Consider the following 24,268-nt stretch of genomic DNA (forward strand, 5'->3'; position numbering starts at 1 on the left):
GGCACCCGTGCTGCTTTGCGTATACTGCGCGAATGTTTTCTCTAACTGCATTCCGCCAGCGTGGAGCCAGATGGCTACTCGTAACCGGACTCTTCCTGATGCTCGGTGCCTGCGTTGAAAAACCCAGTACCCTTGAGCGCGTAAAGGAGGATGGGGTACTGCGGGTGATCACCCGTAACAGCCCGGCCACCTACTTCGAAGATCGCAACGGCGAAACCGGCTTCGAATACGAGCTGGTGAAGCGCTTTGCCGACGATCTGGGCGTCGAACTGAAGATCGAAACAGCCGACAACCTGGACGACATCTTCATACAGCTGGGTAAACCTGACGGTCCCGCTTTAGCTGCTGCCGGTCTGGTCAGCAGCGAGAAACGCCTGCAGCAAGCCAAGTTCTCTCACCCGTACCTTGAAGTCACGCCCCAGATCATCTACCGCAACGGTCAGTCGCGCCCCACCAATGCCGCCGATCTGGTGGGCAAACGCATCATGGTGCTTAAAGGCAGCTCCCACGCCGAGCAACTTGCCGAACTCAAGAAGCAATATCCCGGAATCGAATACGAAGAGTCCGACGCTGTCGAGGTCGTCGACCTGTTGCGCATGGTCGATGAAGGGCAGATAGACCTGACCCTGGTCGACTCCAACGAAGTGGCAATGAACCAGGTGTACTTCCCCAACGTTCGCGTGGCCTTTGACCTGGGTGATGCCCGCAGCCAGCGCTGGGCGGTAATGGCCGGTGAAGACAACAGCCTGCTCAACGAGATCAACGCCTACCTGGACAAGGTCGAAAAGAACGGCACCCTGCAACGCTTGAAGGACCGTTACTACGGCCACGTCGACGTACTGGGTTACGTCGGCGCCTATACCTTCGCCCAGCACCTGCAGCAGCGCCTGCCCAAATACGAAAAATTCTTCAAGGATGCGGCCAAAAAGGAACAGGTCGACTGGCGCCTGCTGGCAGCCATGGGCTATCAGGAATCCTTGTGGCAGCCCACTGTCACCTCCAAAACCGGCGTTCGCGGCCTGATGATGCTGACCCAGAACACTGCACAAGCCATGGGCGTGTCCAACCGCCTGGACGCGCAGCAAAGCATCATGGGCGGTGCCAAGTACCTGGCACTGATCAAGAGCGAACTGGACGACGATATCGAAGAGCCCGATCGCACCTGGTTTGCACTGGCGGCCTACAACGTTGGCGGCGGTCACCTGGATGACGCGAGAAAGCTGGCCAAGAAAGAAGGCCTGAACCCGAACAAGTGGCTGGACGTGAAAAAAATGCTGCCTCGCCTTGCGCAGAAGCAGTGGTACAGCAAAACCCGCTATGGCTACGCCCGGGGCGGCGAGCCCGTGCACTTTGTGGCCAACATCCGTCGTTACTACGACATCCTGACATGGGCCACACAGCCACAGCTTGAGGGCGACCAGGCCGCTGACGGCAAGCTGCACATACCGGGTATCAACAAGACCAAGCCTAAAGAAGAGCCGCAGCTTTAAGCCAGCACCGCCAATACCCGTCGAGCCGTGACCGGGTTTAAGCCTTTGCCGCCGCCAGAATCAGCGCCTTCATCTCGGCCACTGCCGACTTGAAGCCAACGAACAGAGCATGTGCCACCAAGGCATGGCCAATGTTCAGCTCATTGATGCCCTTGATCGCCGCCACCGCTTCAACGTTGTGGTAGTGCAGGCCATGACCGGCATTAACGATCAGCCCTTGCGCCAGGCCAAATGCCACGCCATCAGCCACCCGTTGCAACTCTTCGGCCACTTCGGTCGGGGTTTGCGCATCGGCATAACGCCCGGTGTGCAACTCGACAGCAGGGGCACCAACGCGTTTTGAAGCCGCAATCTGCCGCTCATCGGCATCGATAAACAACGAGACTTCACAACCGATTTTCGCCAGGCGCTCGACGGCAGCCTTGATCCGCGCTTCTTGCCCGGCAACGTCCAGACCACCTTCGGTAGTCAGCTCCTGACGGGTCTCGGGCACCAGACAGACATGGGCCGGGCGAATGCGCTCGGCAAATACCATCATTTCTTCGGTGACGCCCATTTCGAAGTTCATGCGCGTTTGCAGTACATCCTTGAGCAGCAGTACATCACGCTCCTGGATGTGCCGGCGGTCTTCGCGCAAGTGCACGGTGATGCCGTCAGCGCCCGCCTCTTCTGCGTCCAGGGCAGCCTTGACCGGATCAGGGTAACGGGTGCCGCGCGCCTGGCGCAGCGTGGCTACGTGGTCGATATTCACGCCGAGAAGAATGCGGTTACTGGTAGTCACGAGGGCTCTCCTGAAGAGTTGAAGATTCGGCGCACAGCATACCGGTCTATTCAGGGCTTGCGAAACAACTCACGACTGGCCAGCGGCTTGCCTGCCAGATGCACCGCCAATGCCTGGCGCATCAGGCGCTTTGCTGCCAGCAATGCCCCCGGTGCACTCCAGTCAGCCTCAGCCATGGCGTGCAATTGCTCGCCATGGAACAGCCCGGGCTGCTGCAGCCATACCCTCTCCAGCCCGGCATCCACCTGCAACCGATACAGGCCGTCTGCCTGCACCGGCTCGCCATGGATATCGAGCGACAATGAGAAGCCGTAGCCCAGGTCATCCAGCAAACGCCATTCAAAGGCCCGCAGCAAAGGCTCCAGCGGCCGGCCTTCAGCCAGCGCCAACAAGGTCGCCGCGTAATGATCAAAGATAGAGGGATGCGGATCTTCAGCAGGTAACAGGCGAATCAGCAGCTCATTAAGGTAGAGACCGCTGAACAGCGCTTCGCCATTGAGCCAGGTTGAAATACCGGCGCTTTCCATGCGTCCGACGTTTTTCAGCTCGCCACGCCCACGAAACTCGATCTCCAGCGGGACAAAGGGCCGCGCCAGAGTCCCGGCCTTTCCGCGCGCACTGCGCAGCACCGCCCGCAGCCGGCCTTGGGGCGTGAGGAAATCCACCAGGGCACTGGTTTCACGATAGGGGCGACTGTGCAGGACGTAAGCGAGTTGCGGGATGGGGGTTTTGCTGGACATGGACAGTTTTAATCCTGAAAACCCTGGACGACTTCCAGGGAGCCATCGCTGGCAAGCCAGCTCCCACAGGTCTTGAACCGGTCTTGTGGGAGCTGACCTGCCAACCCACACAAGTCTTGAACCAGTCTTGTGGGATCTGAGCTGCCAACCCACACAAGCCTTGAACCTGTCTTGTGGGAGCTGACCTGCCAGCCCACACAAGTCTTGAACTGACCTTGTGAAAGCTGACCTGCCAGCCCACAAGTCTTGAACTGATCTTGTGGGAGCTGACCTGCCAACCCACACAAGCCTTGAACCTGTCTTGTGGGAGCTGACCTGCCAGCCCACACAAGTCTTGAACTGATCTTGTGGGAGCTGACCTGCCAGCCCACACAAGTCTTGAACTGATCTTGTGGGAGCTGGCTTGCCAGCGATTGTCGCGCCGCAGATTACAGCCTGTTACAGGTCGCCGTAGCCCAGGGAACGCAGGGCGCGTTCGTCGTCGGACCAGCCGCCTTTCACTTTAACCCACAGGTTAAGCATGACTTTGGAGTCGAACAGCAGTTCCATATCCTTGCGCGCTTCGGTACCGATGCGCTTGATACGCTCGCCCTTGTCGCCAATGATGATTTTCTTCTGGCCATCACGCTCAACCAGAATCAATGCGTGGATGTGCAGGGTTTTGCCCTGCTGCTTGAACTCTTCGATCTCGACAGTGATCTGGTACGGCAGTTCGGCACCCATCTGGCGCATGATTTTCTCACGTACCAGCTCTGCGGCCAAGAAGCGGCTGCTGCGGTCAGTGATCTGGTCTTCCGGGAAGAAGTGCTCGTTCTCCGGCAGATGATCGGCAATCACACGCTCAAGGGCTTCAAGGTTGTGACCATGCTGAGCGGAGATCGGAATGATCTGGGCGTTCGGCAGTTGTTCCTGCAGCCAGCTCAGATGCGGCATCAGCTCGGCTTTGTCTTCAATGCGATCGGTCTTGTTCAGGGCCACGATCAAAGGACCGGTCACGTACTGGACACGCTCGAGGACCATCTGGTCTTCGTCGGTCCACTTGGTGCGATCAACGACAAAAATCACCACATCAACGTCTTTCAACGCAGCCGATGCAGTTTTGTTCATGTAGCGGTTCAGGGCTTTCTCGCCACCTTTGTGCATGCCCGGGGTATCGACATAGACCGCTTGCACGTTGCCTTCGGTCTTGATCCCCAGCATGTTGTGGCGGGTGGTCTGTGGCTTGCGCGAAGTGATCGCCAGCTTTTGACCCAGAATGTGGTTCAGCAGTGTGGATTTACCCACGTTTGGTCGACCAACAATGGCGACATAGCCACAGCGTGTTGCAGTTGAATCAGTCATGGCCATTCTCCACGCCAAGGGCTATCAGTGCTGCGGCGGCCGCTACCTGTTCGGCAATACGACGGCTCACACCCTGACCCCGGCTTTTTTCATTCAATAGGGCAATTTCGCACTCAACGAAGAATGTGCGGCAATGCGGTTCGCCCTGGATATCTACCACTTCGTAACGTGGCAGATCACAGGCACGTGACTGCAAGAACTCTTGCAGGCGGGTCTTTGGATCTTTGTTGGTGTCGACCAGGGTCAGGGTCTCGAACTCGCTGGCAAGCCAGGCCAGTACGCGGTCACGGGCGGCATCCATGCCCGCATCCAGGTAAATGGCGCCAATCAGCGCTTCGAGGGCATCGGCCAGAATCGACTCACGGCGAAAACCACCGCTCTTGAGCTCACCCGAGCCCAAGCGCAGATACTCGCCCAGTTCAAAACCACGGGCCAGGACGGCCAGGGTTTCACCTTTTACCAGGCGGGCACGCAAGCGCGACAGCTGGCCTTCCCGGGCCAGCGGAAAGCGGTCAAACAGCGCTTCGCCGGCTACAAAATTAAGAATGGCATCCCCCAGAAACTCGAGACGCTCGTTATTGCGCCCCGCGAAACTGCGGTGTGTCAGGGCCAGAATCATCAGCTCCTGGTCTTTGAAGGTATAGCCGAGCTGACGCTCTAAACGCTCTAAAGAAAAACTCACGATTTACCCACGCTGAGTTCGTGGCCGAATGTCACCACCGGACCGATATTAGGGATCAGTGATGCTCGTTTATCGCATAGCAAATGGACAGGGAACAGGCTGTTCGCCGCCGTCACACTTAACGCTTTGTTCAAATCCACATCCTGAATACTGTTGGCCGGCATGCCTGAAGCGGCATGACGACCTTAAGAACCGCGACCTCCGAATTTATTCGGACGCCTGAAAAGCATTCGGCGCTGTTATTAACAGCGCCGTCTTGGCTACTTGATCAATCCAACCCGCGAGAAGTTCGGCAGGTTGCTTGTCTTGGGTTCCGGCCAGCTCATCCAGACAGCGAAGGCCTTGCCGACGATATTCTTGTCGGGAACCATGCCCAGTTCGTCTTTGGGAATGTTCGGATCATCCCAGTAACGGCTGTCGTTCGAGTTGTCGCGGTTGTCACCCATCATGAAGTAGTGACCGGCCGGAACCGTCCACTCCTTGTCAGGCGGCGCGCGATAACGGCTCATTTCCTTGCGGATCATGTGCTCGACTTCGCCCAGCTTCTCTTTGTAAAGCTCCGCGCTGCCCAGGGTGCCCGGCTCCGTTCCCACCAGTTGCTCGGCAACCAGTTGATCGTTGACGTACAAATGCTTGTCGCTGGTGTAGCGAATCTTGTCGCCCGGCAGGCCGACTACACGCTTGATGTAGTTGACCGTCGGATCGCTAGGGTAGCGAAACACCATCACATCGCCCCGCTTCGGATCACCCACCTCGATGATTTTCGTATCGAGAACCGGCAAGCGGATCCCGTAGGAAAATTTGTTCACCAAGATGAAATCGCCCACATCCAGGGTTGGCTTCATCGAGCCGGACGGAATCTGGAACGGCTCAACCAGAAACGAACGCAATACCAGCACGATGAACAACACAGGGAAGAACGATTTGCCGTATTCAACCAGCAACGGTTCCTTGTTGAGCTTTTCGATTACCTGCGCATCAGCCGGTGTAACACTGGCTTGATAGTTGGCAATGGCCTTGCGCCGGCGAGGTGCCAGGAAGACCAAATCGAGCAGCGCCAGCAAACCGCACACGGCAACAGCAATGACCAGCAACAGCGGGAAATTTAGTGACATAGGACCTAGCTATCCAACCTGAGCACTGCAAGGAAGGCTTCTTGTGGAATTTCCACGTTACCCACTTGCTTCATGCGTTTTTTACCGGCTTTCTGCTTTTCCAACAGCTTGCGCTTACGGCTAACGTCACCACCGTAGCATTTGGCCAGTACGTTTTTTCTGAGCGCTTTAACAGACGAGCGCGCAATGATTTGGCCACCAATGGCAGCCTGAATTGCCACATCGAACATCTGACGCGGAATCAGCTCTTTCATCTTCTCGGTCAGCGCACGCCCTTTGTAATGAGCGTTGTCGCGGTGAACGATCAGAGCCAGTGCGTCAACCTTCTCGCCGTTGATCAAGACATCAAGCTTGACCAGATTGGCCGATTGATAACGGTCAAAATGATAGTCGAGCGAAGCATAGCCGCGACTGGTGGATTTGAGACGGTCGAAGAAGTCCAGAACCACTTCGTTCATCGGCAAATCGTAAGTCACTTGCACCTGGGAGCCGAGGAACAGCATGTCATGCTGAACGCCGCGCTTTTCAATGCACAGGGTAATGACGTTACCCAGGTGCTCTTGAGGCACAAGGATATTGGCACGAACGATAGGTTCGCGAATGTCTTCAATGGAGGACACGTCCGGCAACTTGGACGGGTTATCCACATAAATGGTTTCACCGGTCTTGAGCAGCAGCTCAAAAATTACGGTAGGTGCCGTGGTGATCAGGTCCAGGTCGTATTCGCGCTCAAGGCGCTCCTGAATGATCTCCATGTGCAGCATGCCGAGGAACCCGCAACGGAAGCCGAAGCCCAGGGCGTCGGAGCTTTCCGGGGTGTACTGCAGCGACGAGTCGTTCAGCGTGAGCTTTTGCAGGGCCTCACGGAAGTCTTCGAAGTCGTCAGAGCTGACCGGGAACAAGCCCGCGTAGACCTGCGGCTGAATCCGCTTGAAACCTGGCAGTACGTCAACATCCGGGGTGGAGCTCAAGGTCAGGGTGTCGCCCACTGGCGCACCGTGAATGTCCTTGATACCGGCGATGATGAAGCCTACTTCACCGGCTTTCAGATCAGTGGTCGCGGTGTGCTTGGGGTTGAACACACCCACGCTGTCGACCAGATGCACCTTGCCGGTGGACTTGACCAGGATCTTGTCGCCCTTTTTCACGCGGCCGTGGCGCACGCGAACCAGGGACACAACGCCCAGGTAGTTGTCGAACCAGGAGTCGATGATCAACGCTTGCAGCGGATCTTCGTAGTTGCCGGTCGGCGCAGGAATGGTCTGCACCAGGCGCTCAAGCACTTCGTCGACGCCCAGGCCGGTTTTGGCGCTGCATGTCACGGCATCAGTGGCATCGATACCAATGATTTTTTCGATTTCATCCCTGACGCGATCAGGATCGGCCTGGGGCAAGTCGATCTTGTTCAAGACCGGCATAACCTCAAGGCCCTGCTCGATGGCGGTGTAGCAGTTGGCTACGGACTGGGCTTCTACGCCCTGCCCGGCATCGACCACCAGCAACGCACCTTCACACGCCGCCAGAGACCGGCTGACTTCGTAGGTGAAGTCAACGTGGCCCGGGGTATCAATGAAGTTCAGCTGATAGGTTTTGCCGTCTTTGGCCGTGTAATACAGGGTGACGCTGTGGGCTTTGATGGTGATCCCGCGCTCGCGCTCGAGGTCCATGGAGTCCAGAACCTGGGCTTCCATTTCGCGCTCGGCGAGGCCGCCGCACATCTGAATAAAACGATCGGCCAGCGTCGACTTGCCATGGTCAATGTGGGCGATGATGGAGAAATTGCGGATATGACTCAAATCACTCACGGGTCAACACTCAAAAAAAGTCGCAGGCAGACTGCCCGCCGAAAAATAGCCGGGAATTGTACCTGATCCGCGCGCCAAGCGTCACGTCCGCAGGCCAATAGCCCCGCACAAAAAAGCCCCTATCGCGTGATAGAGGCTTCTGATTGCATCAAGAGCAGTTCATCAACGTGCCCGGCGCAACAGCCAGATACCGGCCAGCGCACAAATACCGGCCGGCAGCAGTACCGCAAACAGCGGTGAGAAGCCAAACACCAGACTGGCCGGCCCCAGCAAGTCTTGCGCGATTTTGAAAGCAAAGCCCACCAACACACCGGTAAACACGCGCTGCCCCAGGGTGACGGAACGCAACGGCCCGAAAATAAAGGAGATGGCCATCAATACCAGCGCCGCCGTAACCAGTGGCTGCAGCACTTTCACCCAAAATGCCAACCAGTAACGGCCGTTGTTCAGACCTTGATCTTTCAGGTAGTGGATATAATTCCACAGGCCGCTGATGGACAGCGCATCCGGAGCCATGACCACGGTATTGAGCAACTGCGGACTCAACGAAACATCCCAACGCTCTTCAGGCACCTTGATGACTTCAGTGCTGCGCTCATGGAAAACCGTGGTTGCAATATCGCTCAACAACCATTGATCCTGGTCGAACTGGGCCTTCTTGGCGAAACTCGCCGACAGCAGATGACGTTCTTTATCAAACCGGTAGCGGGTTACGCCCAACAGCATGCCGTTTGGTTGAACAGCGTTGATATGGATGAACTCATCACCCTGGCGATGCCACAGACCATGCTTGGAGCTTTGTGCGTCACCGCCACCCTGGGCCAGTGCACGGTTGGCCTGGGCAACGGTTTCAGTTGCCGGGGCGACATACTCGCCGATCAGGATGCCGGCCAGCACCAGCACCAGCATTGGCTTCATGACCGCCCAGACAATACGCCCGGTGGACACACCGGCCGCACGCATGATCGTCAGTTCGCTGTTGCTCGCAAGACTGCCCAGACCAATCAGGCAGCCGATCAGCGCCGCTATCGGCAACATTTCATACATGCGGCGCGGCGCTGTCAGCATGACAAAACTGAAAACGTCCATGATCGTGTAGGTATCGGAGACGCTCTTTACCTCATCGATAAACGCGAACAGCGACGCCAGCCCCAGAATGATCCCGGTTACCGCCAGGATCGCCAGGAACACACTTTTACCAATATAGCGATCGAGCTTAACCACGGGCCATCTCCTTCACGCTACGGCGATTCGCCAGTTTCAAGCGCAAAGGCTCCCAGTAAAACAACAACAGACCAATGATCAGGAACAGGCCATGCACCCACCACAAACCGAGCGCCGGTGAAATCTTGCCTTTTTCCAGGGCACCGCGGACCAGAATCAAAGCGGTCACATACGCCATATAAAGAAGAATGGCTGGTAACAGCTTGAGGAAGCGCCCCTGACGCGGATTGACGCGAGACAGCGGAACCGCGATCAGCGTCACGATAAAGACCAGCAGCGGCATGGAAAAACGCCATTGCAGTTCGGCTTGCGCACGAATATCCGGGTTACCGACAAGATCCATGGTCGGCATCGCATCGCGGTCGGTCACTTCATCGCTGACATCAGGCTTGGGCAGCAACACACCATAGGTGTCGTACTGAATGGCACGGTAGTCGGCCTGCCCCGGGTTACCGTCATAACGGTAACCGTTATCCAGAATCAGCCAGCGACTGCCGTCGGCACGCACTTCCTGACGCCCCTTCTCTGCCACCAGCACGGTAATGCCACGATCCTTGCCGTTCTGAGCCGCGGGCTTCTGCGTAATGAACACCCCGTTCAGGTGGGTCCGGTCATTGGTCAACTGTTCGGTATAAGTGACCCGCGAACCGTCATTCAATGCCTGAAAGCGGCCCGGCTCCAGCGTGTCGAATTCGGTCAGCGCATCTTGCTTGTTCAGCAGCAGCTGAAACTGATTGGCGCCTTGCGGGGCCAGACTCAGGCTCAACCAGGCCACAATCAGGGCGACGATGACAGCCGGCACCATGGTAATGCCCAGCAAGCGCTGCTGACTCATACCGGTGGCCGACAGCACGGTCATCTCGCTTTCGAGATACATGCGCCCGTATGCCAGCAAAATGCCCAGAAACAGCCCCAAAGGCAGAATCAGCTGCATAAAGCCCGGAAGACGAAAGCCCATGATCAAGAACAACGAGCTCGGATCCATAGCCCCGGATGCAGCCTGGGCCAGGTATTTGATGAAACGACCGCTCATGATGATGACCAGCAGCACAGCGCTGACAGCGCTCAATGTAAGCAGGACTTCGCGGGACAGATAACGGAAGACGATCAAACCAGACACTCCAGGGTCGTCAGGCTAAGGCGGCCAAACAAGCGACATAACCAGTCGACACAGGCTCAAATGGATGAGCCGGGCCATTGAAAAAGATTGCGCATTATCCTGTGAATGACCCCGCCTGTCACTGCGCATGCTCACCCAAGTATTCAAAGCTGCAATATGCGCGCAAGCGAGGGTTGTCAGGCCCGACTGACGGGGTTCAAACTGCCTGCCTTGACGCCCGCCTGGATCACAGGTGAGGCGCCTCATTTATCAGGCAAGCAAACACTGCCGTTTGTGCGCACGTTGACCATTTGATTCAGGGACCCGGACATGGAACTGGTTGTAAAAAGCGTCAGCCCAGAAACGTTGAAAACGGCCACTCTCGTGGTCGCCATCGGTGAAGGCCGCAAGCTCGACCACACCGCCAAGGCCATTGACGAACTCACCGGCGGCGCCATCAGCGCCGTACTCAAGCGTGGCGACATCACCGGCAAAACCGGCCAGAGCCTGCTGCTGCACAGCCTGGCGAACCTGAAAGCCGAACGCGTTTTGTTGCTGGGCACCGGCAAGGATGAAGAACTGGGCGACCGTCCGTTCCGCAAAATCATCAGCACCGCACTTAACGTACTCAAAGGCCTGGGCGGCAGTGATGCCGTGCTGGCGCTCGACGAACTGGTGGTCAAGGGTCGCGACAGCTACGGCAAAACCCGCCTGCTGGCAGAAACCCTGGCCGACGGCGAATACAGCTTCGACCGTTTCAAAAGCCAGAAAGCAGAACCCCGCGCCCTGAAAAAAATCACCCTGCTGACCATCAAGGCTGCACAGGCTGAAGTTCAGCGTGGCGTTACCCACGCCCAGGCCATTGCCAGCGGCATGGCGTTCACCCGCGATCTGGGCAACCTGCCGCCCAACATCTGCCACCCGACTTTCCTGGCCGAACAGGCCAAAGAGCTGGGCAAGGAACACAAAGGCCTGAAAGTAGAGATCCTTGACGAGAAAAAAATCAAGGACCTGGGCATGGGCGCGTTCTACGCCGTCGGCCAGGGCAGCGACCAGCCGCCACGCCTGATCGTGATGAACTACTCGGGCGGCAAGAAATCCGAGAAGCCGTTTGTACTGGTCGGCAAGGGCATCACCTTCGACACCGGCGGCATCAGCCTCAAGCCGGGTGCCGGCATGGATGAAATGAAGTACGACATGGGCGGTGCTGCCAGCGTGTTCGGCACCCTGCGCGCCGTGCTCGAGCTGAAACTGCCGATCAACCTGGTGTGCATTCTGGCCTGCGCCGAAAACATGCCAAGCGGCGGCGCGGCTCGTCCGGGCGACATCGTGACCACCATGAGCGGGCAAACCGTGGAAATCCTCAATACCGACGCCGAAGGCCGTCTGGTGCTGTGCGATGCCCTGACCTACGCCGAACGCTTCAAGCCCCAGGCCGTGATCGACATCGCCACCCTGACCGGCGCCTGCATGGTTGCACTGGGTGCTCACACCTCGGGCCTGATGGGCAACAACGACGAACTGATCGGCCAGCTACTGGAAGCCGGCAAGCAAGCCGACGATCGCGCCTGGCAGCTGCCGTTGTTCGACGAGTACCAGGAACAACTGGACAGCCCGTTTGCCGACATGGCCAACATCGGCGGCCCTAAGGCCGGCGCCATCACTGCCGGCTGCTTCCTGTCGCGCTTTGCCAAGGCCTTCCACTGGGCGCACCTGGACATCGCCGGTACCGCATGGGTCAGCGGCGGCAAGGACAAGGGCGCCAGCGGCCGCCCTGTGCCACTGCTGACTCAGTACCTGCTGGATCGCGCCAACGCTTGAAGCTGACAATCGAAGGCTGCGCTGCTTATTAATAGCGGCGCGGCCCCGATTCAGGAATTGCAATGACCCCAGAATTAAGCAAAGTCGACTTTTATATCCTTCCCAGCGCCGACCCTTCGGCACGCCTGGATTTTGCCTGCAAACTCGCGGACAAAGCCTGGCGCCTCGGGCACCGGGTGTACCTGCACTGCAGCGATGCAGCGCAACGCCAGGATCTGGATGAGCGTCTGTGGCGCTTCAAGGGCGAAAGCTTCGTCCCCCACAGCAACGCTGAAGACCAGCCCGATGGCGTGATACTGATGGGCCTGGGCGAGGCACCAGCCAGCCATCAGGACTTACTGATCAACCTGGACCTTAAAGTCCCCGAATTCTTCAAACGCTTCGCCCGCGTGGCTGAAGTCGTGGTCGAAGACCCCGCCGTCCGACTGGCCGCACGGGAGAGTTTCCGCTTCTACCGTGAACAGGGCTATCCTCTGCAAGACCACAAGCTACAACGACTCTGAGCACACGATGGACACCTCCAATTCGCCGCAAAAAGCCGCACACCTGCTCGATGATCTTGAATCCATTCGCCAGCTGCTGGGAGATGAAGATCTGCAACCTCCCCTGCTGACTGAAATGGTGGGTGGCGAAGAAGCGCAAATTCCGTTGCTCTCTGAAGTGATCAGCGAAGAGCCCGAACCTGCGCAAATACCGCTGGCCGGCATAGCGCCAGCCCCCAAAGCCGAAAAAGCGCCGGACGCACTGCTGGTTCATCTGGACAAAGAGCTGCGCACTGCGGCGCAAGCGATCATGCAAGACGTGATCAACGACTTCGCCCCGCACATCGAAACCGAAATCAAACGCCGCCTCGATGCACATATGGAGCGCTTGCTCGCCCAGCATCAGAGCTGATCGGCGATGTAGCACATGCCGCTCCTGTGGGAGCTGACTTGCCAGCTCCCACAGGTTTTACCCTGCAGCGTTCCCGCAGAAGCAATAGGTTCCCTGCACAACTCGCCCTCTGCCTCCCGCCCCGCTATACTTGCCGGCTTTCCTGAATTAATGCCAATAGGGTCCCGCCGCGCATGGATAAGACCTACCAGCCGCACGCCATTGAAACTTCCTGGTACAAAACCTGGGAAGAACAGAATTATTTCGCCCCGCAAGGCGCGGGCGACCCGTACACCATCATGATTCCGCCGCCGAACGTCACCGGCAGCCTGCATATGGGCCACGGCTTCAACAACGCGATCATGGACGCCCTGATCCGTTTCCGCCGCATGCAGGGTCGCAACACCCTGTGGCAGCCGGGCACCGACCACGCGGGTATCGCTACCCAGATGCTGGTTGAGCGTCAGATCGAAGCACAAGGTCTGAACCGCCACGACCTGGGCCGCGAGAAGTTCCTGGACAAGATCTGGGAATGGAAAGATCAGTCCGGCGGCAACATCAGCCGTCAGATTCGTCGCCTTGGCTCGTCCGTAGACTGGAGCCGCGAACGCTTCACCATGGACGACGGTCTGTCCGAAGCCGTGAAGGAAGCCTTTGTGCGCCTGCACGAAGACGGCCTGATCTATCGCGGCAAGCGCCTGGTCAACTGGGACACCAAGCTGCACACCGCCATTTCCGACCTTGAAGTGGAAAACCACGACGAGAAAGGTTTCCTGTGGAACCTGCGCTACCCGCTGGCTGATGGCGCCAAAACCGCTGAAGGCCTGGACTACCTGGTAGTTGCAACCACCCGTCCGGAAACCATGCTCGGCGATGCTGCCGTTGCGGTAAACCCGGAAGACGAACGCTACAAGGCCCTGATCGGCAAATTCGTCGAGCTGCCACTGGTTGGCCGTCGCATCCCGATCATTGCTGACGATTACTGCGATCCTGAATTCGGCACTGGCTGTGTGAAAATCACGCCGGCCCACGACTTCAACGACTACGAAGTCGGCAAGCGCCACAACCTGCCGCTGCTGAACATTTTCGACAAAAACGCGGTGGTACTGCCTGCCGCCCAGGTGTTCAACCTCGACGGCAAACTGAACGAAACCATCGACGGCACCCTGCCGGCCAAGTATGCCGGTCTGGACCGCTTCGAAGCGCGCAAGCAAATCGTCGCCGACTTCGAGGCCGCAGGCCTGCTGGTGAGCGTCGACGATCACGCGCTGAAAGTACCGAAGGGCGACCGTTCGGGCACCATCATCGAGCCGTGGCTGACCGATCAGTGGTACGTATCGACCAAGCCGTTGGCTGAACCGGCCATTGCCGCCGTTGAAGATGGCCGCATCGCGTTCGTACCCAAGCAGTACGAAAACATGTACTTCTCGTGGATGCGCGACATCCAGGACTGGTGCATCAGCCGTCAGCTGTGGTGGGGCCACCGGATTCCGGCCTGGTACGACGAGTCGGGCAAGGTCTATGTAGGCCGCGACGAAGCCGAAGTCCGGGCCAAGAACAACCTGGGCCCGGATGTTGCGCTGCAACAGGACAACGACGTGCTCGACACCTGGTTCAGTTCGGGTCTGTGGACGTTCTCCACCCTGGGCTGGCCGGAAAAAACCGACGCGCTGAAAACCTTCCACTCAACTGACGTGCTGGTTACTGGCTTCGACATCATTTTCTTCTGGGTTGCCCGGATGATCATGCTCACCATGCACCTGGTGAAAAATGAAGACGGCACCCCGCAAGTTCCGTTCAAGACCGTGTATGTACACGGCCTGGTACGTGACGGTCAGGGCCAGAAGATGTCCAAGTCCAAGGGCAACGTCCTGGACCCGCTGGACATCATCGACGGCATCGAGCTCGAAGACCTGGTGGCCAAACGCACCACCGGCCTGATGCAGCCAAAACTGTTGAAGAAGATCGAAAAACAGACCCGTGACGAATTCGCTGACGGCATCGCCAGCTACGGCACCGACGCCCTGCGCTTCACTTTCTGTTCGCTGGCATCCACCGGTCGCGACATCAAGTTCGACATGGGCCGCGTTGAAGGCTATCGCAACTTCTGCAACAAGATCTGGAACGCCGCGCGCTACGTGCTGGACAAGGGCGAAGACTGCGGCCAGAACGGCGAAGCCTACGAACTGTCGCTGGCTGACCGCTGGATCATCTCGCAGCTGCAGCGCACCGAAGCCGAAGTGACCCGTCACCTCGACCAGTTCCGCTTCGACCTCGCCGCTCAAGCCCTGTACGAGTTCATCTGGAACCAGTACTGCGACTGGTACCTGGAACTGTCCAAGCCTGTGCTGTGGGACGAAAACGCTCCGGTTGAACGCCAGCGTGGCACGCGTCGCACCCTGGTGCGGGTACTGGAAGTGGCCTTGCGCCTGGCACACCCGTTCATGCCGTTCATCACCGAAGAAATCTGGCAGCGCATCGCGCCGCTGGCCGGTGTCGAAGGCAAGACCATCATGCTGCAACCATGGCCGGTGGCGAATGAAGCCCGCATCGACCAGGCTGCCGAAGATGATATCGAATGGCTCAAGGGCCTGATGCTCGGCACGCGCAATATCCGTGGCGAGATGAACATCGGTCCTGGCAAGCCTTTGCAGCTGTACCTGAAAAACGTCAGCAGCGAAGATCAGCGCCGTTTGACCGAGAACGACGCCCTGCTCAAAAAGCTGGCTAAACTCGAATCCATCACCGTGCTGCAAGACGGCGCCGAAGCACCGCTGTCCGCCACCGCTCTGGTTGGCGAGATGGAAGTGCTGGTGCCAATGGCCGGCCTGATCGACAAAGATGCAGAGTTGGCGCGCCTGGACAAGGAAATCCAGCGCTTGCACGGCGAAGTTGCCCGCGTTGGCGGCAAGTTGTCGAACGCCGCATTCGTTGACAAGGCTCCGGCCGAAGTCATCGAGAAAGAACGTGCCAAGTTGGCCGAAGCCGAACAGGCCTTGAGCAAACTGGCAGAACAGCACGCGCGGATTTCCAGCCTGTAATAACGCTGCGCACCTGATCGCGGGCAAGGCCGCTCCCGCAGGGTTCAACCCTGCTGGGGCGGCCTTGCCCGCGATTGCTTTTGTGGAATGAATTGAACATGACGACCCCACGTACTTCCAAAGCCACACGCCACAAGCCCAAGTCCGCTGCCGAGGCCAAACCGGCCGAGCCGCGCGTCAAGCCCAGCCTGCACCCGCGCAACCGTCACCAGGGCCGTTACGACTTCCCGCAACTGATTTCGGTCTGCCCTGAACTGGCCGAATTCGTCATCATCAACCCGTACGGCAAAGAGAGCATCGACTTTGCCAACCCGACCGCGGTACGCGTGTTCAACCGCGCCCTGCTCAAGGCGTTCTACGGCATTGCCCACTGGGACATCCCGGCCGACTACCTGTGCCCGCCGGTTCCGGGACGCGCCGACTACGTGCACTTCCTGGCCGACCTGCTGGCCAGCATGAACGACGGCGAAATCCCCCGCGGGCAGAACGTTCGCGTGCTGGACATCGGCATGGGCGCCAACTGCGTCTACCCGCTGATCGGCCATAGCGAGTACCGCTGGCAGTTCCTGGGTACTGAAGTCGATCCGACTGCAGTCAAGGCGGCCAAGGCGATTGTGCAGTCCAACGGTCTTAACAAAGCCATCAGCCTGCGCCTGCAACCTAACCCGCAGAAGATCCTGCTGGACCTGCTGGAGAGCACTGAGCGTTTCGACCTGACCATGTGCAACCCGCCGTTCCACGCCTCCCTGGACGAAGCTACACGCGGCAGTGAGCGTAAATGGCGCGCACTGGGCAAGGCAGATCCCAAGCGCAAGCTGCCGGTTCTGAACTTTGGTGGCCAGGCGGCCGAATTGTGGTGTGAAGGCGGCGAGCAGCGCTTTGTGACCCAACTGATCCGCGAAAGCGTGCATGTGGCCCGTCAGATCCTGTGGTTCAGCGTACTGGTGTCCAAGGCGTCCAACCTGCCGGCAATCCAGACCGCGCTGAAAAAAGCCGGTGCCCGTGAAAGCCAGGTCGTCGACATGTCCCAGGGTAACAAGCAGAGCCGCTTTGTAGCCTGGACGTTCCATGACAAGGACCAGCAGCAAATGTGGCGCGAAAAGAACTGGAAGTAAGCACCCTGTAACCCCGCAGGAGCGAGCTTGTCTCGCGATCTTTTACAAAATCAAAAGATCGCGAGACAAGCTCGCTCCTACAAGGGAAGACGGTGTTTTCAGGGTTTGCGCCCAAAAAAAAGCCGCGCTTCGAAGTGATTCGAAGCGCGGCTTTTTTAAAACAGTCTTACTTGTTAACAGCGTCAGTCAGGCCTTTGGCCACAACGAGCTTGATAACTTTTTTGGCGGCGATTTCGATGGCAGCGCCAGTCGAAGGGTTACGGCCAGTGCGGGCAGGACGCTCGGTCACTTTCAGTTTGCCAATACCTGGCAGAGTGATTTCGCCGCCATTTTCCAATTGATCAGCAACGATCTGGGCCAGTTGGTCCAGAGCGTTACGCGCGGTAGTTTTTGGCGCGTCGATAGCTTCAGCGATATCGGCAATCAGTTGGTCTTTAGTAATAGCCATTGAGATGTTCCTTCCCTATCAAATTCATTTGGTTTGCAGAGTGCAATGTCAGCCATCGAGCCAGATCTCAAGGGTCTGGCACACCCGCCAGCTTTCACGACGAATCGCGGATGTAGATAGCTAAAACGGGGTTTGGTTCGACCTGACACATGCTGAATGCATGCATTGCGCCGTTTCCGAGCGCAAGACCGGGCAAAACTAGCACAGAGACAGCGAAATATCCGCCTCTACCTAGCCATTTGGTCAGCTTTATAGGCTTAAAACCGTAAAAAAACCGTCAACACCCGTCTCAAGCGCCCCAAACCCCGACCCGGCGCTCAGGTGGGGTACACTTGACGCCTTTGCGGGGTGCGCACCCTGTCCTCTCATTACTCGCCGAGAAACCCATGCCGATCCGTCATTGCATCGTCCATTTAATTGAGAAAAAACCCGACGGTACGCCCGCTGTTCTCCACGCTCGCGACTCTGAACTGGCCGAGTCCCAAGCCATCGAGAACATGCTCGCGGACCTCAACGAAAGCTATAACGCCAAGCAAGGCAAAGCCTGGGGCTTTTTCCATGCCGAGTCCGGAGCCCACCCGTTCAGTGGCTGGCTCAAGGAATACCTGGAAGGCGGCACGGACTTCACCGCCTTCAGCCGCGTGGCTGTGGAGCACCTGCAAAAGCTGATGGAAGAATCCAACCTGTCGGTGGGTGGTCACGTGCTGTTCGCCCACTACCAGCAAGGCATGACTGACTACCTGGCTATCGCCCTGCTGCACCACAGCGACGGCGTGGCGGTGAACTCGGAACTGGACGTCACCCCTTCGCGGCATCTGGATCTGGGCCAGTTGCATCTGGCCGCACGGATCAATATTTCCGAGTGGCAGAACAACAAGCAGTCCAAGCAGTACATATCGTTTATCAAGGGCAAGAACGGCAAGAAAGTCTCGGAGTATTTCCGCGACTTTATCGGCTGTCAGGAAGGCGTCGACGGCCCCGGCGAAACCCGCACCCTGCTCAAGGCGTTCAGCGATTTTGTCGAAAGCGAAGACCTGCCTGAAGAGTCGGCCCGGGAAAAAACCAAGACTCTGGTGGATTACGCCAGCAGCCAGGCCAAGATCGGTGAACCCATGGGCCTGGTCGAGTTGTCCGAACTGATCGACGAAGAGCGCCCGAAAGCCTTCTACGACCATATCCGCAACAAGGACTACGGTCTGTCCCCGGAGATCCCGGCAGATAAACGCACCCTGAACCAGTTCCGGCGCTTCACCGGACGTGCCGAGGGCCTGTCCATCAGCTTTGAGGCCCATCTGCTGGGCTCCAAGATCGAATTCGACGAAGAAGCCGGAACCCTGGTCATCAAAGGCCTGCCCACCCAGTTGCTCGACCAGCTCAAGCGCAACAAATAATGCTCAACGGCATCTTGAAGAAAGTCCTGTTTGTTCTGGTGGTGGTGGTCATCTTTCAGAACTGGGGCAAGATCGAGCGAGTGCTTGACCCCTCGGCGGCGGTGCCCGAGCAAACCCGGGCCAGTGCCCGGGTGGTGCTGTACTCCACCGAGTGGTGTGGCTACTGCAAGGCCACCCGGCGCTTTCTGGATCAGAAAGGCATCCCGTATCAAGAGTTTGATATAGACAAGGATACCGCCGCCCGCCAGGCCTATGAGGCACTGGGCGGACGTGGAATTCCGATTCTGGACGTGAACGGCACACTGCTCAGGGACTTCAACCCGGATGCGATAATGGCCGCGTTGAAATAACCCTGCGGCTCAGCAAAACCGTAATTTCCCGAATCTAATCGCTGGCAAGCCAGCTCCCACAAAAGCAGCAGTGGGAATCGTTTTGCCTGAATTACATCGTTGGCCAGCTCCCACATAAACTGTGGGAGCTGGCTTGCCAGCGATTCAAGCGCCCCGTGCTTATTGACCCACCGCCTCAATCCGAAACCCGATCCGCGGAAAGTGCACATGCACCACCCCGGTTCGTGGGTCTTCGCGACGCACTACCAGCTCTTCTGCGCCGATATGGACCAGCTCGCCCGCTACCGGGTCAACCCCGTAGTCGGTTGCCGCAACCGTAACCCGCTGGCCCTTGCTGAAGCCAAAAGCCGAATCGAACTCAGGCAAGGCAACCGGCTCAACGCCTTTGGCAATCGCCAGCGCCTGCTCGGCGGTGATTTCAATCGGTGTGCCCTGGCCGAAGTCCAGAACTCGCTGCAACCAGGCCGCAACGGCCGGATAAGCATCAACCAGAGGTGCAGTCACCGGCGTGGCTTTAAGGAACCACAGCGAGTGCGCCAGCGCGAAGTCGGCAATCGAGGGCTCACCGAACAGGTAATCGCCCTGCTCGTGTTGCAACTGCTGCTCGAGCCGGCCCATGATCACTGGCCATTGCAATACCGCCTGTTCGGCGGGAATGCGGGTGGCGCTGCCACCGCTGAACAATGCCGCGCGATCGGCCACGAACGCCTTGAGCATGTCCGGGGGCATTTTGGCAAACCGTACCGCGGCAGACTCCGGCTGGAACACCAGGCTCACCGCATGTTGAAACACCACCGAGTCAGCCCACGCAGCAAAGGCACTGACCACCATTTCCTGACCGAGAGGAAACAGGGCGGGGATCGATTTCTCCTGCTCCAGCCGGCGCGCAATCAAAGCCGTGTCGCAGTAGACATCCGCCCCCACCTGCAATACCGGAGTCTTGCGATAGCCACCGCTCAGCGCCGTCAGATCGGGTTTTGGCATCATGGGCGGGACATGTACCGAATGCCAGGACAGCCCTTTGAAGCCCAGTAGAAGGCGGGCCTTTTGTGCGAAAGGGGAAGCCGCGTAGTGATGAAGAATCAAATCTGACATTCAGTTATCCGCCGCAAAAGAGTAAGCCAGCAGCATAACGCACTTAATCAAACTGCCCTGCCTGGCTTTGCACCAGGCATTCTTTGGCACTCTTTTTGAGCTTTTTGATCAGTCGTTCCTGACGCAGCGCTTCACCTTTATCGGGCCAGGACTCGGTATAGACCAGGGCAACGGCAGGGCTTGAAGCAAAAAAACGCGCGCCCTTGCCACTTTGATGTTTGGCAAAACGACGCACCGGATCATCACTGATCCCGCAATACAGCGAGCCGTTAGCAGCCCGCACCAGGTACACAAACCAGGGTCTGGAACTCACCTTCAACGACTGGCCTCAAAGGCTTCGAGCCCTTTGCGCGCCTGAGCCCGAATGGCATTTTTCACCAGTGGCGTCCAGCCCAGCAACAAACCCTTGGTACCCAGCGCCTGACGCGACCAGCGCCACAGGTCGAACTGATCGTGGTGCTCGCAGATTTTTCCGTCGCGAAACACAAAGCGCGCCTGAATATCGTTGATAACGGTAAACCCGGTCGGGATAAACCTATAAGTGGCTACCCAATGCGCACTACCACGTTGGGCATCTGCTTGCACCTGATCGAAGGTCAGGCTGAAATCCTTGGCCCGCGAGGTCAGCATGAGCCACATATCGCTGGCACGGCGACCGCGCAATTCACCAAATACCGGGTCGCTGAACAATACATCTTCGGTGTAACAGGCACTCATTGCCTCAGCATCCAGCCGCTGGAAAGCTTGATAGAAGCGAGTAATCAACGCTTGGTGGTCTTGGCTCATGGCAGGATCCGCGGGGTTCAGGGGTCTACAAAAGATAATCTGCAAGGAGCCGAAACACTATGGCTTCAAATCTTTTCACTCAGCGCATTCACATACAGCGCCCGCCCTGCCCCGAGCCCGGCGGCGATGGCGATGATGCCGATCACCCCGAAAATCCAGCCCACGGCACTCCAGCCACCGGTCATTTCATGCACCACACCCACCGCCAACGGCCCCATGGATGCCACCGTATAGCCGATCCCCTGGGCCATGCCCGACAGATTGGCCGCCACATGGGCATCGCGCGAGCGCAGCACGATCAAGGTCAACGCCAGGCTGAATGCACCGCCCTGCCCCAGACCCAGCACAATCGCCCAGCCCCACAAGCCATCCAGCGGTGCATACAGACAGCCGAACAGGCCAGCCAGGGTCATGCTCATCATCAATACGATTGCCAGGCGCTGATCCTTGCCCCGCGTCGCCAGCCAGGGAGCGCTCAGCGCCGTGATCAGTTGCACAATGACTGAACCCGACATCACCAGCCCGGCTTGGGTCGGGGTCAGGCCACGGCCCATCAGAATCGAAGGCAGCCAGCCAAAAACGATGTAGGACAGAGAAGACTGCAAACCCATGTACAGCGTCACTTGCCAGGCCAGCGGGTCACGTATCAGGCCACTCACCCGATAGGCCACCTTGTGCGCCCCCTGGCGCTTGCCGGCCTGGGGCAGCCAGAAAATGGCCGCCACCAGCGCAGGTAACGCCCAAAATCCCAGCCCCAGCGCCCAGCTGTCGTTCAGATAATTGCTCAACGGCACGGTTGCACCCGCCGCCAGGGCAGCCCCCAGGCACAAGGCCATGGTGTAGACCCCCATTATCGTCCCGGCATGTCCGGCAAAATCGCGCTTGATGATGCCGGGCAACAACACACCGATCACACCGATACTGGCGCCCGCCAGAATACTTCCGGCAAACAGGCCGACTTCCCCCAGGTAGCTGCGCAGGACAATCCCGCCGCCCAGCGTCAGCAAAATACCCAGCACCACCCGCTCAGTACCGAAGCGCCGGGCCAGAATCGGCGCCAGAGGCGCAAACACACCCAGACAAAGCACAGGCAAGGTGGTCAACAAGCCCGCCTGGGCAGCAGACAGGCCCAGGCTGGTAGACACTTGTGAGAGCAAAGGCGCCATGCTCGACAACGCCGGACGCAGGTTCAACGCCACCAGCACCAGACCCAACAGCAGCAGCCAGGGACGTAACACCGCCACTGGTGCTTGCTGTACTTGCTCGTCGTCGGCTTCGGCGTCGATCAGCAACTCCTCCAGATCATCCAGATGACGCACCGGTTCGGTATTGTTTATCGATGGCGAGGCATTGCGCGGCATGGGATCTCCGGTGTTGGGCAGTCAAGAAGTCCGGCAGAGCGCCATGACTTGATAGCGGGAAGTGTCTGACATGCGGTACGCCTGTCAGCACAGTCCTCTGATGAGTTGCCCAACATGGTAGTCAGCCCCCTGCGCAAGGGCAATCGACCACGGGCTAAAAGGTCTGCAAAAGCCTTGGCGGGAAGCGGAAGAGCTCGCGAGCAAGCTCGCTCCTACGGGGAGGTGTGCGGTTAATGCAGAATCTGATTCAGGAACAGTTTGGTCCGGTCATTTTCTGCGGGAGACGGGAGATACCTAACGCCACAAAACTGTAGGAGCGAGCTTGCTCGCGAGCTGTTTACCGGGGCGCGGAAGAGCTCGCGAGCAAGCTCGCTCCTACGGGGAGGGGTGCGGTTAATGCAGAATCTGATTCAGGAACATTTGGGTCCGGTCATTTTCTGCGGGGACGGGAGATACCTAACGCCACAAAACTGTAGGAGCGAGCTTGTAGTGGTCCAGTTTTTTTGGACCATTGCGTAGGAGTATTAAGCCGCCATTTCCTCAAAAGTAACTGGCGGCAGGTTATTCGAGGCGGAGTGACAACGCCGGTGGTTGTAATGGGCAATAAAATCCATCACGTCCCGCTCTGCCTCGAAATGATTCTGGTAGCCGTTTTCCGGTGACCAATCGTGCTTCTGTGATCTGAAGTAGCGCTCAACGACGGCATTATCCCAGCAATTACCGCGTCGGCTCATACTCTGCACAATGTTCTTTTCAGCCAAATATTTTACGAAACGCTCAGCGGTGTACTGGCAGCCCTGGTCCGAGTGGAAAACCAGCTCAGAAGTAGGACGGCGTATGCCCACAGCCAGCTGCAACGCCTTAAGTGAAAGCTCCGTATCCGCCGTTCTCGAAAACGCCCAGCCTACAATCCTGCGCGAGAAAAGATCCATGACAACCGCCAAATACAGCCAGCTCCCACCGACCCTGATGTAAGTAATATCTCCTGCCCAAAAAGTGTTCGGGGCCGCGGGATTAAAGCGACGGGCCAGGATATTAGGTGCGATGTTGGAGGGCTTGGTCATTCGCCGATAGTGGGCGTAACGTGCGCGCCGCCTGACCAGCCCGAGGGTTTTCATCAGGCCACGCATTCGATGACGCCCCACTTTCATCCCCTGTTTCTTCAGCGCTTTGCTAAAACCCCTACTACCCAAAGCACCACGATGCTCTTTATGCAGTTGGCGAATTTTCTTCTCCAACTGACGCTCAACTCCGCGCGGTCGCTTGGGATGACGTTGCGCGTAATAGCTGCTGCGAGGGACACCGAAAAGACAGCACAGGTGTCGTACCGACATCGCGCCTTTGGTGCCCTCGATCATTTTATTCGGCTGAAAAGCACCTTTAGATGAGAGGGCAACTGCTTTTTTAAGACGTCATTCTCTGCCTCCAGCAGCGCTAATCTGGCCTGAAGCGAATCAATCAGATCTTGATCCTGCGGGCGGGTGGTTTGCGAGGCTCCTACATGCTCCTTGTGCCATCGGGAAACCCACCGCCGCAAAGCCGTCGGTCCCACGCCGGTTTGTTCGCACGCCTTTGGCACGGAGTAATTCATTTCCACGACCAAGCGAATGGCCTCGGCTTTTTCTTCGGCAGTTACGACCCGAAATCCCATGGTGAATCCTTAAGTTGATACTCCTACATGATGGTCCATAAATATTGAGCCACAACAGC

General features: G+C 58.0%; 23 protein-coding genes. 8 read left to right on the forward strand and 15 right to left on the reverse strand.

Annotation, left to right across the window (positions count from 1 at the left end; all coding sequences use genetic code 11):
- Positions 1-32 precede the first annotated feature (32 nt).
- The gene (gene mltF, locus JQ848_RS17960; protein ID WP_010655989.1) at positions 33-1,490 is read left to right on the forward strand and encodes a membrane-bound lytic murein transglycosylase MltF; all 1,458 of its coding nucleotides are present in this window, start codon (positions 33-35) and stop codon (positions 1,488-1,490) included.
- A gap of 37 nt (positions 1,491-1,527) precedes the next feature.
- Here the strand turns inward: mltF and pdxJ are convergent, their stop codons facing one another.
- The 8 genes from pdxJ to lptF form a co-directional block, all read right to left on the reverse strand.
- Entirely contained in the window at positions 1,528-2,271 is a 744-nt protein-coding gene (pdxJ, locus tag JQ848_RS17965; RefSeq protein WP_003440201.1) for a pyridoxine 5'-phosphate synthase, read from the reverse strand.
- A gap of 50 nt (positions 2,272-2,321) precedes the next feature.
- A complete protein-coding gene (recO, locus tag JQ848_RS17970) occupies positions 2,322-3,011 on the reverse strand; it encodes a DNA repair protein RecO (protein ID WP_010655990.1) in 690 nt (229 codons plus the stop codon).
- Between the two features lie 438 nt (positions 3,012-3,449).
- Positions 3,450-4,352 carry a GTPase Era gene (era, locus tag JQ848_RS17975; RefSeq protein ID WP_010655991.1) on the reverse strand — a complete coding sequence of 301 codons (903 nt, stop codon included), beginning with the start codon at positions 4,350-4,352 and terminating at the stop codon, positions 3,450-3,452.
- Positions 4,345-5,034: a ribonuclease III gene (rnc, locus tag JQ848_RS17980; RefSeq protein WP_003440162.1), complete on the reverse strand. Its 690-nt coding sequence runs from the start codon at positions 5,032-5,034 to the stop codon at positions 4,345-4,347. The genes era and rnc overlap by 8 nt, the downstream gene beginning before the upstream one ends.
- Before the next feature lie 260 nt (positions 5,035-5,294).
- Entirely contained in the window at positions 5,295-6,149 is an 855-nt protein-coding gene (lepB, locus tag JQ848_RS17985; RefSeq protein ID WP_010655992.1) for a signal peptidase I, read from the reverse strand.
- A 5-nt stretch (positions 6,150-6,154) separates the two neighbouring features.
- The gene (gene lepA / locus JQ848_RS17990; protein ID WP_029612404.1) at positions 6,155-7,954 is read right to left on the reverse strand and encodes a translation elongation factor 4; all 1,800 of its coding nucleotides are present in this window, start codon (positions 7,952-7,954) and stop codon (positions 6,155-6,157) included.
- 162 nt (positions 7,955-8,116) lie between these two features.
- Positions 8,117-9,178, reverse strand: a complete 1,062-nt coding sequence (lptG, locus tag JQ848_RS17995; RefSeq protein ID WP_003440153.1) for an LPS export ABC transporter permease LptG — start codon at positions 9,176-9,178, stop codon at positions 8,117-8,119.
- A complete protein-coding gene (lptF, locus tag JQ848_RS18000) occupies positions 9,171-10,289 on the reverse strand; it encodes an LPS export ABC transporter permease LptF (protein WP_003440150.1) in 1,119 nt (372 codons plus the stop codon). The genes lptG and lptF overlap by 8 nt, the downstream gene beginning before the upstream one ends.
- 318 nt (positions 10,290-10,607) lie before the next feature.
- Between lptF and JQ848_RS18005 the strand changes: the two genes are divergently transcribed.
- From JQ848_RS18005 to rlmF, 5 genes are all read left to right on the forward strand, one after another.
- Positions 10,608-12,098: a leucyl aminopeptidase gene (locus tag JQ848_RS18005; protein ID WP_003440147.1), complete on the forward strand. Its 1,491-nt coding sequence runs from the start codon at positions 10,608-10,610 to the stop codon at positions 12,096-12,098.
- A gap of 62 nt (positions 12,099-12,160) precedes the next feature.
- Positions 12,161-12,601, forward strand: a complete 441-nt coding sequence (locus tag JQ848_RS18010; protein WP_003440143.1) for a DNA polymerase III subunit chi — start codon at positions 12,161-12,163, stop codon at positions 12,599-12,601.
- A 7-nt stretch (positions 12,602-12,608) separates the two neighbouring features.
- Positions 12,609-12,992, forward strand: a complete 384-nt coding sequence (locus JQ848_RS18015; protein ID WP_003440142.1) for a hypothetical protein — start codon at positions 12,609-12,611, stop codon at positions 12,990-12,992.
- A gap of 173 nt (positions 12,993-13,165) precedes the next feature.
- A complete protein-coding gene (locus JQ848_RS18020) occupies positions 13,166-16,012 on the forward strand; it encodes a valine--tRNA ligase (protein ID WP_003440140.1) in 2,847 nt (948 codons plus the stop codon).
- Positions 16,013-16,110: 98 nt separating this feature from the next.
- Positions 16,111-17,127, forward strand: coding sequence for a 23S rRNA (adenine(1618)-N(6))-methyltransferase RlmF (gene rlmF / locus JQ848_RS18025; protein WP_003440138.1), 1,017 nt, complete (start codon positions 16,111-16,113; stop codon positions 17,125-17,127).
- A 166-nt stretch (positions 17,128-17,293) separates the two neighbouring features.
- On the opposite strand, the gene JQ848_RS18030 is transcribed toward rlmF, so the two are convergent.
- Positions 17,294-17,575 carry an HU family DNA-binding protein gene (locus JQ848_RS18030; RefSeq protein WP_003440137.1) on the reverse strand — a complete coding sequence of 94 codons (282 nt, stop codon included), beginning with the start codon at positions 17,573-17,575 and terminating at the stop codon, positions 17,294-17,296.
- Between the two features lie 386 nt (positions 17,576-17,961).
- Here JQ848_RS18030 and yejK point away from each other — a divergent pair, with 386 nt between their 5' ends.
- Both yejK and JQ848_RS18040 read left to right on the forward strand, forming a co-directional pair.
- Positions 17,962-18,966 carry a nucleoid-associated protein YejK gene (gene yejK / locus JQ848_RS18035; RefSeq protein WP_003440136.1) on the forward strand — a complete coding sequence of 335 codons (1,005 nt, stop codon included), beginning with the start codon at positions 17,962-17,964 and terminating at the stop codon, positions 18,964-18,966.
- Complete coding sequence (locus tag JQ848_RS18040; protein WP_003440135.1) at positions 18,966-19,316, forward strand: glutaredoxin family protein; 351 nt, start codon at positions 18,966-18,968, stop codon at positions 19,314-19,316. Before yejK ends, JQ848_RS18040 begins: the two co-directional genes overlap by 1 nt.
- Before the next feature lie 159 nt (positions 19,317-19,475).
- Here the strand turns inward: JQ848_RS18040 and JQ848_RS18045 are convergent, their stop codons facing one another.
- The 6 genes from JQ848_RS18045 to JQ848_RS18070 form a co-directional block, all read right to left on the reverse strand.
- Positions 19,476-20,411 carry a glutathione S-transferase family protein gene (locus JQ848_RS18045; protein ID WP_010655995.1) on the reverse strand — a complete coding sequence of 312 codons (936 nt, stop codon included), beginning with the start codon at positions 20,409-20,411 and terminating at the stop codon, positions 19,476-19,478.
- 43 nt (positions 20,412-20,454) lie between these two features.
- On the reverse strand, positions 20,455-20,730 hold the full coding sequence (locus JQ848_RS18050) for a GIY-YIG nuclease family protein (RefSeq protein WP_029612406.1): 276 nt from the start codon (positions 20,728-20,730) through the stop codon (positions 20,455-20,457).
- On the reverse strand, positions 20,727-21,197 hold the full coding sequence (locus JQ848_RS18055) for a nuclear transport factor 2 family protein (RefSeq protein WP_161717976.1): 471 nt from the start codon (positions 21,195-21,197) through the stop codon (positions 20,727-20,729). Before JQ848_RS18055 ends, JQ848_RS18050 begins: the two co-directional genes overlap by 4 nt.
- Positions 21,198-21,262: 65 nt before the next feature.
- Positions 21,263-22,558: a CynX/NimT family MFS transporter gene (locus JQ848_RS18060; protein ID WP_127196034.1), complete on the reverse strand. Its 1,296-nt coding sequence runs from the start codon at positions 22,556-22,558 to the stop codon at positions 21,263-21,265.
- 524 nt (positions 22,559-23,082) lie between these two features.
- Positions 23,083-23,916 (reverse strand): IS3 family transposase, encoded by an 834-nt coding sequence (locus tag JQ848_RS18065; RefSeq protein ID WP_202210380.1) that lies wholly within the window; start codon positions 23,914-23,916, stop codon positions 23,083-23,085.
- Entirely contained in the window at positions 23,913-24,209 is a 297-nt protein-coding gene (locus JQ848_RS18070; protein WP_010656393.1) for a transposase, read from the reverse strand. Before JQ848_RS18070 ends, JQ848_RS18065 begins: the two co-directional genes overlap by 4 nt.
- Between the last annotated feature and the right edge of the window lie 59 nt (positions 24,210-24,268).

It is taken from the genome of Pseudomonas paraversuta, from assembly GCF_904067025.1.
GTDB lineage: Bacteria > Pseudomonadota > Gammaproteobacteria > Pseudomonadales > Pseudomonadaceae > Aquipseudomonas > Aquipseudomonas paraversuta.